Source organism: Microbacterium wangyouchuni, from assembly GCF_054072595.1.
In genome coordinates, this window is sequence record NZ_JBSVRM010000003.1 from 1 (window position 1) to 14,700 (window position 14,700).

A 14,700-nucleotide genomic window follows, 5' to 3' on the forward strand; every position below is an offset into this window, starting at 1 on the left:
CATCTCCTGAGACAGAAACCGTCACCAATGTTCTGAGACAAGAACCGTCACCGAAGACCTGAGACATCACACGACCTGTCTCATGCAGAAGGACGTTTCTCGCGGGGCGAGCTCATCCCCCGGCGGGCGAAGTCACCCCTCGGCGGGAGCGATGATCAGTTCGACGATGTGGCCGAGCGCCTCGGCGCCGACGCTGTGCAGCTTCTCGCCGTCGTGACCGGCGAGCACGCCGCGCCCCATGCATCCTTCCCACTGCACCATCAGCATCTGCGCAGCAACCGCCACATCGACGCGCAACGCGAACAGCCCGGAGTCGACGATGCCCTGAATAATGCCTTCGATGCTCGCAGTCAGCGCCTGATCCTGCGCGAGATATGCGGCCCGGAACACGTCATCGCGCAGGGCCCGGATACGGATCTCGCTCATCATCAGCACGCTGAGGCGGTCATCCTCACCGGATTCCATCACCTGCTGCACGAGCTCGGTCGGGTCGGCGTCGTTGGTGAGCAGCCCGGACTCCACGAACTCGTCAATGCGCGAGCGCACGAGCGTCAGACGCTTCTCGGCGATCGTGGAAGCCAACTGCAAAAACAGTTCGTCCTTTGACTCGAAGTTCGAATAGAACGCGCCACGAGTGAATCCGGCGCGCTCGCAGATCGCCTCGACACTGGCACCGTCGAGGCCCACCTCAGCGAACACCTGCGTTGCTGCTTCGAGCAGTCGTGAGCGGGTGTTCTCACGGCGCTTGGTCATCGGAACGGCCATCTGATCCTCCTTCACCAGCTTCACATCCGGCGCACAGTTTCTGGTGCACAACCCACCGTAGGATACACAGATGTATCGGATACATCTCTGTATCCATTTTGCCACCCCTCGTCTCGGAGGATTCCGTGTCTACACTCCTGTCGTCGCTCGGACGCTGGTCGTTCCGCCACCCCTGGCGCGTACTCGTCGCCTGGCTGCTCATCCTCGCGGCGGCGGGAGGCGGTGCTCTCGTCCTGAACCAGGGCACGGATAACTCGTTCTCGATCCCCGGCACGGAGTCGCAAGACGGCCTCGAGCAGCTCTCCCGTTCGTTCCCGCAGGTCAGCGGCACGAATGCGCAGTTCATCGTCGTCGCAGCCGATGGGGATTCGATCACGGACGAGAACTATCGCGTGCCGATCGAGGATGCCGTCGACGACCTTGCGGACCTCGACGGCGTCCTCGCGGTCACCTCGCCCTACGACGAGATGATCGAGGGAATGATCAATGAGAACGAGACGGCCGCCATCGTGCAGCTGCAGTTCGACGGTCAGTCAACCGACGTCTCCGACGAGACGAAAGATGTCCTCACCCGCTCTGTCGACACTCTCGCTGGCGAGCTGCCGGAGGCGGCACAGCTGAAGCTCGGCGGCGACCTGTTCGCCATCTCGATCCCCGGTGTGACGCTGACCGAGGCCGTGGGCGTTGTGATCGCCCTGCTCGTACTCATCGTCACATTCCGTTCGTTCGTGGTCGCAGGTCTCCCCCTTCTCACAGCTATGCTCGGCGTCGGCATCTCGATGTGCGGCATCTTCGCCGCCACCGCCTTCGCGAGCGTGTCCTCGACAACACCTCTGCTCGCGCTGATGCTCGGGCTCGCCGTCGGCATCGACTACGCACTGTTCATCATGGCCAGGCATCAGGACCAGGTGCGCGACGGCGTGGACCCTGAGGAATCCGCCGCACGCGCCGTCGGCACGGCCGGATCCGCAGTGGTGTTCGCCGGCATCACGGTGCTCATTGCACTGATCGGCCTCAGCTTCGCCGGCATCCCGTTCCTGACGACCATGGGTATCGCGGCATCCGTCGCTGTGGCCATCGCCGTCGCGATCGCCGTCACCCTGACCCCCGCCGTGCTCGGCTTCCTCAAGGGCCGCGTCGTCGGACGCCCGAAGAAGGTGAAGCCCCCGAAGAAGGGCACGGAAGCGAAGACCCGTCGCGGATTCAGCGAGCGCTGGGTCGGCGGCATCACGAAGCATCCGGTGCTCACCTCTCTCGCGATTGTCGTCGGCCTCGGCGCCGTCGCGATTCCCGCGCTCAGCCTCAACCTCGCCCTTCCGAACGCCGGTGTGCTCGCCGCTGACGACGAGGCACGCCAGAGTTACGACCTCGTAGCGGAGGAGTTCGGTCCGGGATTCAACGGCCCGCTCGTCCTCACCGGAACGATCGTCACCTCGACCGATCCGCTCACCCTTATGGAAGACCTCGGGGATGCTGTCGCCCAGATCGACGGTGTCAAGGAGGTTGCACTCGCCACCCCGAACGAGACGGCTGACACCGGTATCGTCCAGGTGATTCCCGAGACGGCGCCGGATGACCCGGCCACCAGCGACCTTGTTCGTGAACTGCGCTCGCACCACGACCAGTGGCTCGAAGAATTCGGCATCGATGTGAAAATCACCGGCTTCACCGCCGTCGCGATCGATATCTCCGATCAGCTCGGCGACGCCCTGCTGCCGTTCGGGATCTTCGTGATCGGGCTGTCGCTGATCCTGCTGACTATCGTGTTCCGCTCACTCTGGGTGCCGGTCACCGCAGCGCTGGGTTATCTGCTCTCCATCGTCGCGGCGTTCGGCGTCGTCGGCGCGGTATTCGAATGGGGTTGGCTCGCCGATGTCCTGCACGTCGCGAAGGTCGGACCGATCATCAGCTTCATGCCGATCATCCTCATGGGCGTGCTGTTCGGCCTGGCGATGGACTACCAGGTGTTCCTGGTGTCGCGGATGCGCGAGGACTTCGTGCACGATGCCGCCTCAAAGTCGCCGAACCGCGCCGAACGCCGCGCAGCCGCGCAGCGCGCCGTGCGCAGCGGCTTCACCGGCTCCGCCAAGGTCGTCACCGCCGCGGGACTCATCATGTTCGCCGTCTTCGTGGCGTTCGTCCCGGAGGGCGACTCCTCGCTCAAACCCATCGCGCTCGGCCTTGCTGCCGGCATCGCGATCGACGCGTTCCTCGTGCGGATGACGCTGATCCCGGCGCTCATGGCCATCCTCGGTGAACGCGCGTGGGAGATCCCGGCCTGGCTCGAGAAGATCCTGCCCAGCGTCGACATCGAGGGTGAGGCCGTCGAGCGTGAGCGGCATCTGCAGGCATGGCCCGGGGACGGTTCAGTCGCAGCCGTCGATGATCTCGTTCTCGACGCGGACGACTCCGCGAACGCGCTCACTCTGCGCATCTCACCGGGCGCTGCCACCGTCGCGACCGGCTTGAACGCACGCACTCGACGCGCGCTCAGCCTGGCCGTCGCCGGCCGGCTCACCCCGGCAGCCGGGCGACTGCGCGTGGCCGGGCACCTGTTGCCAGGACGTGCGGCCTGGGTACGCAGTCACGTCGGTTGCGTGCTCGTCGACGACGCGGATGCTGCGCTTCTCGACCTGCAGGAGGCCCTGCGCGGGCACTCACCGCTCGTCATCATCGACAGCATCGATCGTTTCACTGGAGCGCAGCGCGATCAGGCGACGGCGATGCTGCGGGATGCGGCATCCGCTCGTGAACTCGCGGTGTTCGCCACGGCAGCCGATGCGGGTGTCGCCGGCAGCATCCTCGCGGAGGCATCTTGGCCGACGCTCGACATTCTCGACATCTCGACGCCATCGGCGTCTACTCACAACGATTCCTTTGAGGTGACCGCATGACCCTCTTCATTGAACGCGCCCGCTCGTCGAGGCCTGTCTCCTGGCTGACGCTGCTGGGTGTGCTGCTGCTGCCCGCACTCATCGGCGGCGTGCTCGTCGCAGCGCTGCAGAACCCGACTGAGCGGCTAGAAAGCATGACCGCGGCGATCGTCAACCTCGATGAACCGGTCACGATCGACGGCCAGTACACGCCGCTCGGACGCCAGCTGGCCGCCGGGCTCGTCGAGGGGTCGGACGACCTGGACTCGAACCTCACCTGGGTGATCTCCAACGAGGATGACGCTGCCGACGGGCTCGCCGATGGCAGTTACCAGGCGGTCGTCACGATTCCTGCGGAGTTCTCGACGGCCGCGACATCGGCAGGTCAGGCGATCGCGGGCGATGCCACGCCGCAACAGGCCACCATGGTCGTGGCCACGCCGGATGACGCACTCATCGCCGATGATCTCATCACATCGCAGATCGCTGCGGCTGCTGCGTCGTCTATCGGCACGATGCTGTCTGAGGCGACCCTGGAGAATGTGCTCGTCGGCTTCACCACGCTCGGTGACCAGATCGGCGAAGCTGCCTCCGGTGCGCTGGAGCTCGCGAACGGCGCCCACGCCGCTGCCGACGGCGCAGCAGCCCTGCCCGACGGCGCTGCCCAGCTCGCTGACGGTGCGACTCAGCTCAGCTCCGGCATCTCGCAGCTCGGCTCCGGTGCGACACAGCTCGGAGCGGGCGCGACCCAGCTGGGCGGCGGGGTGACGCAGCTCGGAGATGGTGCAGCACAGCTCGGCACCGGAGCATCCGATCTGGCCACCGGTCTGGGCTCCATCGCCGACGGCTCCCGCCAGGCGGCGGGCGGCGCCACCGAACTCGGCTCCGGCCTCACCGATGGAGCAGCCGCGCTGGACGCAAGCGGGCTTGTCCCCGATGAGCTGTTCACCGCCGCAAACGGCGCGCAGCAGGCGACGGTCGGGGTGAAGTCCGGCGTTGACCAGCTCGCCGACGGCATGAGCGCACTGCTCGCCGCGTGCGCCGGCCGCGAGAGCACCGACCCGGTCTGCGTGGGGCTGGCCGGCATGTCCCAGTCGATGCCGCAGCTTCAGGGCGCGGCCGACGCGGCCGCACAGGCATCTGCCGGAACGGCTGGAGGCCTCGAAGCATTCGACGGCCAGGCCACAGCCACGATCGCTGAGCAGCTGCGCACCGCGGGCACAGGTGCGAGCTCACTCGCCGACGCGCTAAACCAGCTCGCTGGCGGCGTCGACCAGTCCCAGGCTGGCGCGACCGCGCTCAGCACGGGTGCCGGCGATCTCAGCGGCGGCGCTGCCGCGTTGACTGCCGGGGCGAACGAGCTCGCCGGCGGCGTAGGAGAACTGGCCAGCGGTGCCGGGCAGCTCGCATCCGGTGCCACTGACCTCGGCACGGGCGCTTCGGCACTCGCTGACGGAGCCGGTGAGTTGGCAACGGGACTGGACACTCTTGCCACCGGAACCGGAGACCTCGCCGGAGGCCTACGCACCGCGGCGGATTCGCTCCCCTCGTTCACCGATCAGGAATCCAGCTCACTGGCGTCGGTCATCGCCGATCCGGTGTCATCGGATGCTGGCGGCAACGCCCTGTTCGGCCCAACCGCGATCCCGCTGCTCGCTGCCGTCGTGCTGTGGTTCGGTGGGCTGGCGTCCTTCATCGTGATGCGCGCGCACACGGCACGCACTCTGACCTCGCGGCGTTCGTCTGCTGCACTCACGCTGCGGGCGTTCCTGCCCGCCGCGTTGATCGGGGCAGGACAGGGCGTGCTCGTCGCTCTGATCGTGCAGATCGTGGCGCAGTATGAAGCCGGCACCTGGTGGGCGTTCGCGGGTACCGCGGTGCTCGCCGGGGTCGCCTTCGCCGCGGTGAACCAGGCGCTCGTCGCAGTATTCGGCGGCGTGGGTCGCTGGATCAGCGCACTGGTCGGGGTCATCGCGGTGGCGACCGGACTCATCTCGACTGTGCCGGGGTGGCTCGCCTCCCTCGGCGCTGCGCTTCCCACAGCCCCGGCGTTCACCGGTCTGATCAGTGCGAACGGTGGAGCCATTGCCGCACTGATCGTGTGGGGGGTGCTGTCGATCGTGGGCACCACGATCGCGGTGGCGCTGCGTCGCACGACGTCGACGAAGGCGGTGCTCGCCTCGGCGTAGCATCCGCTGGTCGTCGACCACCAGGCCCGAATCCCAGACGGGAAGTGTCACGGGCGGCGTGTCACAGCAGAATCCTGCCCTGACACGCCGCAGCGACGCCGTGGCGTCTGGCACCTGGCACGAGGCACACGGCCCCCGCGACTCAACTCAGGCCGGAGTACGCGTGCAGCCCCGCGAAGAACACGTTCGGCCACCGGGCCGAATCCCAGACGGGACGTGTCACGGGCGGCGTGTCACAACAGAATCCTGCCCTGACACGCCGCAGCGACGCCGTGGCGTCTGGCACCCGGAACGAGGCACACGGCCCCCACGACTCAACTCAGGCCGGAGTACGCGTGCAGCCCCTTGAAGAACACGTTCACGATCGTGAAGTTGAAGATCACCGCGGTGAATCCGACGATGGACAGCCACGCTGAACGGTTGCCGCGCCAGCCGCGAGTGGCGCGAGCGTGAATGTACCCGGCGTACAGCACCCACACGATGAACGTCCAGGTCTCCTTGACGTCGAAGCCCCAGTAGCGGCCCCAGGCATCCTGCGCCCAGATGGAGCCGGCGATGAGGGTGAAGGTCCAGAAGATGAAGCCGATGATCGCGAAGCGGAACGCCGTTCCTTCCAGCCGGTCGGCGTTCGGCAGCGTGCTGAGGAACCGCGGCCCTGGATTGTCCACGTTCTCGAGGAGACGGCGCTCGCGGCGCGACTGCATCAGCTGCAGCACCGAGAGCCCGCAGGCCAGCGCGAAGAATGCTGTCGACAGTGAAGCGACGAACACGTGGATCACGAGCCAGACGCTCTTGAGCGGATCCATCAGCGGCACGACGCCGACGTAGAAGCTGATCGCAGCCGCGCCCATCAGCACGACGACCAGCCCGGTGATGAAGGTGCCGAGATAACGCAGGTCCACGCGCGTGAGCACGAGCAGATACACGAAGACGACCAGCAATGTGCCGATCATCGCGAACTCGTACAGGTTCGCCCACGGCACCCGTTCGGCGGCGATGCCGCGCAGCACCGTGGCGGCGAGGTGCAGGACGAAGCCGAGCGCGGTGAGCGTGGTTCCGATCCGCGCCATTACGTAGCGGGGTTTGGCAGGCGGGGCGGATGCTGTATCCGCCGTGTCGACCGAAACTCCGCCAGCACCGACCAGTGCCGCTTCGCGCGCGAGGCGTGCGTCAGAGGTGACCTCGGAGCGACGCGCAAGATCGAACGCATAGGCGATGAATGCTGCGGCGTAGATCGCGATCGCTGTCCAGATGAACAGGATCGAGAGAGAGTCGAAGTCGGGCATGATCCCATTCTACTTTCGTGGGTTTTGCGGAGTGGAGTCGGTATCGAGCAGCCGGGTGTGACCGGCGACGAGGTCATCGACGGCAGCGGCCAGGGTCGGGTCTTCGCCGCGAGCGAGCCCGGCGTATTCGAGCTGCACTTCGTCGCCGTTTGCGGTCGCCTTCACCCACATCCGCCGGCGCGGTACGAACAGCGCGATCATGAGTCCGGCCAATGCGAGCAATGCAAACACGAGCACCCATACGGCCGAGGCGTCATGGTGGATCTGCAGCGACACGAAGCGTTTCACCGAGTCTTCGTATGTGGTCGCACCGGCGGGAGCTTCATCCTCGAAGGTGATCGTGCCCCGGCCACCCGGTAAGTCGGCAGTCTCACCGGGAAGGAGTTCGATCGAATCCACATCGGTGGTGCGGCCTGTGAGCTTGGTGAGCTCCCCGGTATCGAGCACGTACACCGATCGCGGCGTTCCCTCGTTGATCCCGAGGTCGCCCTCGTAGACGTCGAGGGTGAGCAAAGGCGACAGGAGATCACCGTGCGCAGACGTGAAAGCACCGGTGTCCAGACGCGCAGCACTCGGGTAGAAGAATGCCGCGATGCCGAGCTGCTGCGGCATCCCATCGGTGACCTTGATGACACCGAGCGAGGTCATGTTGTTGTCCTGCGGGAGGAACGGAACCGAGTTGCTGTAGACGACGTCGCCGTCGGCGTTTCGCACCGTAATCGTGGGCGCGTAGCCGTTGCCGAGCAGGTAGACGTTGTCTCCGGCGAGGCCGAGTGGGTGGTTCACCCGCACTGATTCCTCGCGACTTTCGCCGTCTTCGCGCACGGTCACGTTGGCCGAGAAATTGCCCGCCTGACCGGATGCTGCCGACCCGTACTCCTGGTACGTCACATCAAAGGAATCGAGGGTCATCGCGTAGGGCTGGAGCGCATCGTCACTGACGAATCGCCCGCGGTTCATCGATTCATAATCCAGCAGCGTGTTGACGAAGGTCTGCCCCTCGACGATCACACGCTGGCCGGTGTATGCGAAGCTGCCGCCGACGCCGACGGTGATGAGTACGCCGACCAGAGCGAGGTGGAAGACGAGGTTGCCGGTTTCACGCCAGTATCCGCGCTCTGCCGACACTGAGCAGGAGCGCCCCTTGTCGTAGCGTTCGACGCGGTACCCGAGCGCACGCAGCTGCTTCTGCGCGACATCGACCGAGCGGGATGCTTCTGCCTCGGAGTCGGAGCCCGTCGACTGTCCAGCCGGGATGGGTCGGGTGACCTCGCGGTAGTCCTCGAGTCGCTGCAGCCGAACAGGTGTGCGTGGCGGACGCGAGCGCAGCGCCTTCAGATGATGCTTGATGCGCGGGATGACGCAGCCGACGAGCGAGATGAACAGCAGCAGGTAGATTGCCGAGAACCATGGCGACAGGTAGACGTCGAACAGGCTCATGGCATCGAGCACAGGGAACAGATCGGGGTTGTCGGTCTGCCACTGGGTGACGCCGTTCGGGTCGGCCATCCGCTGCGGGAAGATCGAGCCGGGGATGGCAGCGATTGCCAGTACCAGCAGCAGGATGATCGCTGTGCGCATCGAGGTCAGCTGACGCCATCCCCACCGCAACCAGCCGACGAAGCCCAGTTTGGGCTGGTTGATACTGCCACCATCGCCGTCGATGTGGTCGGAGGGGCGCAGCGGATCCGAGGCGTCGTTGTTCACGGCATCCTTGTTCTTGTTCTGGGAGCGAGCGGGGAAATCAGAGCGGGAGGATGACACTGCCCATCACCGCCCCGAGGCGCGACATGATGTCCGTCCACAGGCCGGTGACCATGAGCACGCCGAGCAGGACGAGCAGCACGCCGCCGGCGATGTTCACGATGCGGATGTGACGGCGCAGGAACCCGATCGCCTTCGTTGCCCAGCCGAAACCGAGGGCGACGAGCAGAAACGGGATGCCGAGGCCGAGGCTGTAGGCCAGCCCGAGGAAGCCGGCGCGCACGGGGTCACCGAGGGTCCAGGAGACGGCGGTGATGGCGGCAAGGGTCGGTCCGATGCACGGAGCCCACCCGATACCGAGGGCGAAGCCCAGCAGCGGCGCACCGATGAGACCGGTCTTGGAGTTGACCTGCAGCCGAACTTCACGCTGCATGAATCCGAACAATCCGACGAAGACCAGGCCCATGGCAATGATCACGATGCCCAGAATGCGGGTGATCATGTCGCCCCATTGCAGGAAAAACACTGATGCCGTGCCGCCGATGACCGTGAACGCGATGAAGACCACGCTGAAGCCCAGGATGAACAGCAGCACGCCGAGCACCAGGCGTCCACGTGTGCCTCGGGTCGTTGCCCCTGTCCCCCCGAGGAAACCGAGGTATCCCGGCACGAGCGGCAGCACGCAGGGCGAGAGGAACGACACGAGCCCGGCAAGCATGGCGACCGGAATCGCCAGCCAGAGGGCCCCGGAGCCGATTAACTCCTGAGTGTTCACGCGCTCTCCGCGAGCGCGTCTCTCACGAGCGTGGAAAGGATGCTCGGCCCGTCGAGCTGGCCGATGATCCGAGCGGCGACGCGTCCCTGCTTGTCGAGCACGAGCGTGGTGGGTGTCGCCTGGATGGGGGTGACTTCCGCGAAGGCGAGCTTCGCATCACCCGAGTCGACGTCGATGAGGCTCGGGTAGGTGATGCCGTACTCGTCAGCGAATGCGCGGGCGGTGTCGGGCTGGTCGTAGGTGTTGACACCGACGAAGGACACGGCGTCGTCTTCGTACTGCTGCCAGACGGCCTCGAGGTCTTTCGCCTCGACTCGGCACGGGCCGCAGGCCGCGTACCAGAAGTTGACGACGGTGACGTCTCCGGCGATCTCGGAGCTGGTGAACTCGTCGCCGTTCTCGGTGACTCCACCGAATTCGACGGGTTCGCCGCGGTCATCCGGCGCGATCTCCACGACGGTCAGATCGGCGGAGATGTACCCCTTGTCACTGCCTTCGAGGTATTGCTCGGCGACGGAGTCCTGCGTGCACGCGCTCAGGGCGACAGCGGACAGCACGGCGAACGCGGCTCCGATCATCCGACGCGAACGTCGAGGGCGGGAGAGGCGGCCGTCACGATTCGTCGAGGCGAGAGGCACGACCCCAGTTTAGGCGCGAGATCCTATGGGTGTTCTGGATGCTCTGGCCACTCCCCTGTCGGCACTGCGCGCACATTGGTTCTTAGAATCTCGCGAGCACATCCTCGACTCCGGCGCGGAACTGCGGACAGGTGGTGATGTCGTGCGCGCTGCATCTGATGGCATGTTCGGTCATCGCCCTCGACAGCTGCATCTCAAGCATCCGACGGTCAAGGTCGGCCAGATGCGCGAAGAGCACCTCGTGCCGACCGCTTCTGCCGTCATCGAGCAGCACCGCAATCTGCTCCAGACTCATCCCGGCCGCTTTGCTGCGCTGGATCACCGCGATCCGCACGATCTCGTCTTGACCGTAGCGTCGCCGCCCCGCGGTGTCGCGCGCGGGCGTCAGGAGTCCGACGGCTTCCCAGTGCCGGAGCACGTTGGTGGGCAGGTCGAACCGTTCGGCGACTTCGCCGACAGACCACGGATGCTTCGAACTTGACTTCATGTTGACATGAAGTCACACACTGGTCGAGAAAACAAGATCAGAAGGAGATCTCATGTACGACGCGATCATCATCGGCGCCGGCCCCGCAGGCCTGCAGGCGGCACTCACGCTGGGAAGGATGCACCGCCGCACGATGGTCGTCGATTCCGGCGAGTACCGCAACGGCACCGTCGCGCACATGCACAATGTGGTGGGCGATGATGGAACGGCCCCCGCGGACTACCGCGCACGCTCTCGCGAACAGCTTGCGGCGTATCGCGATGTCACCGTGGCCCGCGGTGCCGTATCGGCCATCACCGGAAGCGCCGACGACTTCACCGTCCATTTCCCCGATGGTTGCAGCGAACGCGCCCGTCGCATCATCCTCGCCACCGGACTCGTCGATGACCTACCCGACATTGCCGGACTCGGCGAGCTGTGGGGACGACGCGCATTCGTCTGCCCGTTCTGCGACGGCCATGAACTTCACGATGCCACCATCGGGATCATCGGTGCCGGTCCGCGCGCGCAGCACCTGCTCGGCATGCTCGGGCGCATCGCCCAGAGCATCACTGTATTCCCGATCGACACCCCACCCGCAACCGAAGAGATCTCCGCACTGGAGGCAGCCGGTGCCCGTGTTTCAGCGGCAGTCGTCGACCGCGTGCAGGCCGCAGACGACGGCGGAGTCACGGTCGTCACAGGCGACGAGAGCCACACCGTGGCGGGACTGTTCCTCGCCGCAGGCGGCTTCCACCAGCGCACCCCGTTCGCCGCGCAGCTCGGGCTGCGGATGCTCGAAAGCGGCTGCATCGAGATCGATGATTTCGGCCGCACGTCGGTTGCGGGAGTCTTCGCCGCGGGCGATCTTGCGCACCGGGCGAGCATGCCGGGGCCGATGGCATCCGTCATTCAAGCCGCTGCCGCAGGACAGCTGGCGGCGTCGTTCGTCGTCCAAGAGCTGAGCGCCTGACGGGCTCAGACCGCGCCGAGGTCGATTCCCCCCGAAGCGGGCTCGGCGTAGCTGACCTCTCGCCAGACGTCGCCGACGCGCTCGAACGACGTCACACTCGACAGGGCACAGCGCCGGGTTCGGGGGTCGTGCGGCAACCGGAGACCAGCGACGCGCAGGTGCGTGATCCAGATCGGCGCCTGGTGAGAGACGATCACCGCGTCACCCTCGACCGTGTCATCCCAGATACTGTTCATCGCCTGCTGCATGCGTTCGGCGATCGACGAGTATGGCTCGCCCCAGCTGGGCACAGAGGGACGACGCAGATGCCACCAGTTGCGCGGGTCGCGCAGCGATCGCCGCATCTGCGTGCCTTCGAACACGTTCGTCGGCTCGATGACGCGCTCGTCGATTGCCGCTTCCAGCCCGAAGACCTGGGTGAACGGCTCGGCGGATTCCTGAGCACGCTGCAACGGCGAGCAGCGCAACGAGGTGACCGGTCGCCCAAGATCGGCGATGTGCTCGGCTGCGGCGCGCGCCATCAGCTTGCCGTCTTCACTCAGACGGTAATGCGGGAGGCGGCCGTACAGCACGCGCCCCGGATTGTGCACTTCACCGTGGCGGACGAGATGGAGGCGTTCGGCAGGCATACCGCTCAGTCTAGGGATCCCCCAGACACCGTGTCGTCGCTCAGACGCGACGGTACTTCGCGGAGCCGAACCCGATGATCAAGTGCCCGATGAAGGGGAACATCCACAGCAGGAAGAACGAAAAGACACCGCCCTTGCCGAAATTGGCGCCCTCCTTGAACGCCACAACGATCGCGAAGACGATGTTCACGATCGGGATGAGATACAGCAGCACGAACCAGCCACTCATCCCGGCGATCTTCACGAGAATGATCCAGTTGACGATCGGAATCAGAGCGAGGATGCCCGGATAATCCGCCTTGGCGAACACCTTCCACATTGTGATCGCATAGATCACGTAGACCACGATGCCCAACAGCACCGAACTCGTCGAGAACAGCTGTTCGGTGACCAGATTTGAATCCACGGGTTCACTCCTTTGTGGGAAAGGCGCTGTCCGCCTCTTGCGACGGAGTCTACCCACCCGAGGAGGTTGTCTCTTCGAAGGGTGGCACGCCCACGTAGAATGGGCGAGTTCCCTTTACTGAACTGGAGGAATCTTCCGTGCTTCGCACTCACACGACCGGCTCCCTGCGAGCCGAGAACATCGGTCAGACCGTCACCCTCACGGGTTGGGTCGATCGTCGTCGTGATCACGGAGGAGTCGCGTTCATTGATCTCCGCGATGCCTCGGGCATCGCCCAGGTGGTCATCCGCGACGAAGAGACTGCGCACCCGCTGCGCAGTGAGTTCGTCCTGAAGGTCACCGGCGAGGTCTCCCGCCGCCCGGACGGCAACGAGAACCCGAACCTGCCCACCGGCCAGATCGAGGTCATCGCAACTGCGGTCGAGGTTCTCAACGAGTCCGCTCCGCTGCCGTTCCAGGTCTCCACCGGCCTTGGCGACTCCGAGACGGCGGGCGAAGATGTACGGTTCAAGCACCGCTATCTTGACCTGCGACGCCCGTCCGCAGCATCCGCTCTTCGTCTGCGATCGAACGTCTACAGGGCGGTCCGCAACGAACTCGAAAAGCGCGAGTTCATCGAGGTCGAGACCCCGACGCTGACGCGCTCGACCCCCGAGGGCGCCCGCGACTTCGTCGTGCCCGCTCGTCTGCACCCGGGCAGCTGGTACGCACTGCCGCAGAGCCCGCAGCTGTTCAAGCAGCTGCTCATGGTCGGCGGTGTCGAGAAGTACTACCAGATGGCCCGCTGCTACCGCGATGAAGACTTCCGTGCCGACCGCCAGCCGGAGTTCACGCAGCTCGACATCGAGATGAGCTTCGTCGACCAGGAAGACGTCATCGAGATGATGGAGTCCCTCATCGTCGCGATGTGGAAGACGATCGACGTCGACGTGCAGACACCGCTGCCGCGCATCACCTATGCCGACGCGATGGCCAAGTATGGCTCGGACAAGCCCGACCTGCGCTTCGGTCTTGAACTCGTCGATGCGACCGAGTACTTCTCCGAGACCACGTTCCGGGTCTTCCAGTCCGATTACGTCGGTGCGGTCCTCATGCCCGGTGGCGCTTCACAGCCACGCAAGCAGCTGGATGCCTGGCAGGACTGGGCCAAGCAGCGCGGCGCACGAGGCCTCGCCTATGTCCTCTTCAACGAGGACGGCACGCTCGGCGGCCCCGTCGCCAAGAACCTGTCCGAAAAGGAACAGGCCGGTCTCGCCGACCTCGTGGGCGCTGCGGCAGGTGACTGCGTGTTCTTCGCGGCCGGTTCTGCCAAGGACTCGCGTGCACTGCTGGGCGCTGCACGCGTCGAGATCGGGCGCCGACTGGGGCTGCTCGATCCTGATGTCTTCGCGTTCACGTGGGTGGTCGATGCCCCGATGTTCGAGCCTGCGGCGGATGCCGTGGCATCCGGTGACGTCGCCGTCGGTGCTGGTGCGTGGACGGCCGTGCACCACGCCTTCACCGGCCCGAAGCCGGAGTTTGCCGACACGTTCGACACCGATCCAGGGTCCGCGCTCGCCTACGCGTACGACATCGTCTGCAACGGAACCGAGCTCGGTGGTGGCTCGATCCGCATCCACCGCGAGGACGTGCAGAAGCGTGTCTTCGAGGTGATGGGCATCTCGGATGAGGTTGCCCAGGAGCAGTTCGGATTCCTGCTGGATGCATTCAAGTTCGGCGCCCCGCCGCACGGAGGCATCGCGCTGGGCATGGACCGCGTGCTGCAGCACCTGACCAAGACCGATTCGATCCGCGAGGTCATCGCGTTCCCGAAGACCGGCAACGGCTTCGATCCGCTGACGAGTGCCCCCGCTCCGATCACCGACGCGCAGCGCGCCGAGGCCGGCGTGGACTTTGTCGCGGAGGACACCGAGGCCTGAGCCTCGCCTCTTCGCTCTTCGTCGAGACCCCGTCGTAATCGCGCTTGACCCCAAGCGTGCATATGACGGGGTTTCGC

12 protein-coding genes are annotated in these 14,700 nt (G+C 65.6%); 4 read left to right on the top strand and 8 right to left on the bottom strand.

Annotation, left to right across the window (positions count from 1 at the left end; genetic code table 11):
* Positions 1 to 132: 132 nt before the first annotated feature.
* A complete protein-coding gene (locus tag ACW5CM_RS05120) occupies positions 133 to 765 on the bottom strand; it encodes a TetR/AcrR family transcriptional regulator (protein WP_438255533.1) in 633 nt (210 codons plus the stop codon).
* A gap of 125 nt (positions 766 to 890) precedes the next feature.
* On the opposite strand from ACW5CM_RS05120, the gene ACW5CM_RS05125 reads away from it, so the two are divergent.
* Positions 891 to 3,659: an MMPL family transporter gene (locus ACW5CM_RS05125; RefSeq protein WP_457124363.1), complete on the top strand. Its 2,769-nt coding sequence runs from the start codon at positions 891 to 893 to the stop codon at positions 3,657 to 3,659.
* The gene (locus ACW5CM_RS05130) at positions 3,656 to 5,827 is read left to right on the top strand and encodes a YhgE/Pip family protein (RefSeq protein ID WP_457124364.1); all 2,172 of its coding nucleotides are present in this window, start codon (positions 3,656 to 3,658) and stop codon (positions 5,825 to 5,827) included. The genes ACW5CM_RS05125 and ACW5CM_RS05130 overlap by 4 nt, the downstream gene beginning before the upstream one ends.
* Before the next feature lie 314 nt (positions 5,828 to 6,141).
* Here ACW5CM_RS05130 and ccsB read toward each other — a convergent pair whose 3' ends face one another.
* The 5 genes from ccsB to ACW5CM_RS05155 form a co-directional block, all read right to left on the bottom strand.
* The gene (ccsB, locus tag ACW5CM_RS05135) at positions 6,142 to 7,113 is read right to left on the bottom strand and encodes a c-type cytochrome biogenesis protein CcsB (RefSeq protein WP_457124365.1); all 972 of its coding nucleotides are present in this window, start codon (positions 7,111 to 7,113) and stop codon (positions 6,142 to 6,144) included.
* Between the two features lie 9 nt (positions 7,114 to 7,122).
* Positions 7,123 to 8,877 (bottom strand): cytochrome c biogenesis protein ResB, encoded by a 1,755-nt coding sequence (gene resB / locus ACW5CM_RS05140; protein WP_457124366.1) that lies wholly within the window; start codon positions 8,875 to 8,877, stop codon positions 7,123 to 7,125.
* Positions 8,858 to 9,592 (bottom strand): cytochrome c biogenesis CcdA family protein, encoded by a 735-nt coding sequence (locus tag ACW5CM_RS05145; RefSeq protein WP_439256177.1) that lies wholly within the window; start codon positions 9,590 to 9,592, stop codon positions 8,858 to 8,860. The genes resB and ACW5CM_RS05145 overlap by 20 nt, the downstream gene beginning before the upstream one ends.
* On the bottom strand, positions 9,589 to 10,230 hold the full coding sequence (locus ACW5CM_RS05150; protein WP_457124367.1) for a TlpA family protein disulfide reductase: 642 nt from the start codon (positions 10,228 to 10,230) through the stop codon (positions 9,589 to 9,591). The genes ACW5CM_RS05145 and ACW5CM_RS05150 overlap by 4 nt, the downstream gene beginning before the upstream one ends.
* 82 nt (positions 10,231 to 10,312) lie before the next feature.
* Entirely contained in the window at positions 10,313 to 10,717 is a 405-nt protein-coding gene (locus tag ACW5CM_RS05155) for a helix-turn-helix domain-containing protein (protein ID WP_438255540.1), read from the bottom strand.
* Between the two features lie 52 nt (positions 10,718 to 10,769).
* Here ACW5CM_RS05155 and ACW5CM_RS05160 point away from each other — a divergent pair, with 52 nt between their 5' ends.
* Entirely contained in the window at positions 10,770 to 11,669 is a 900-nt protein-coding gene (locus ACW5CM_RS05160) for an NAD(P)/FAD-dependent oxidoreductase (protein ID WP_439256180.1), read from the top strand.
* A gap of 5 nt (positions 11,670 to 11,674) precedes the next feature.
* Here the strand turns inward: ACW5CM_RS05160 and ACW5CM_RS05165 are convergent, their stop codons facing one another.
* Positions 11,675 to 12,298, bottom strand: a complete 624-nt coding sequence (locus tag ACW5CM_RS05165) for a histidine phosphatase family protein (RefSeq protein ID WP_438255542.1) — start codon at positions 12,296 to 12,298, stop codon at positions 11,675 to 11,677.
* Between the two features lie 40 nt (positions 12,299 to 12,338).
* The gene (locus ACW5CM_RS05170; RefSeq protein WP_438255543.1) at positions 12,339 to 12,704 is read right to left on the bottom strand and encodes a DUF5684 domain-containing protein; all 366 of its coding nucleotides are present in this window, start codon (positions 12,702 to 12,704) and stop codon (positions 12,339 to 12,341) included.
* Positions 12,705 to 12,841: 137 nt separating this feature from the next.
* On the opposite strand from ACW5CM_RS05170, the gene aspS reads away from it, so the two are divergent.
* On the top strand, positions 12,842 to 14,623 hold the full coding sequence (aspS, locus tag ACW5CM_RS05175; protein WP_438255544.1) for an aspartate--tRNA ligase: 1,782 nt from the start codon (positions 12,842 to 12,844) through the stop codon (positions 14,621 to 14,623).
* Positions 14,624 to 14,700 lie beyond the last annotated feature (77 nt).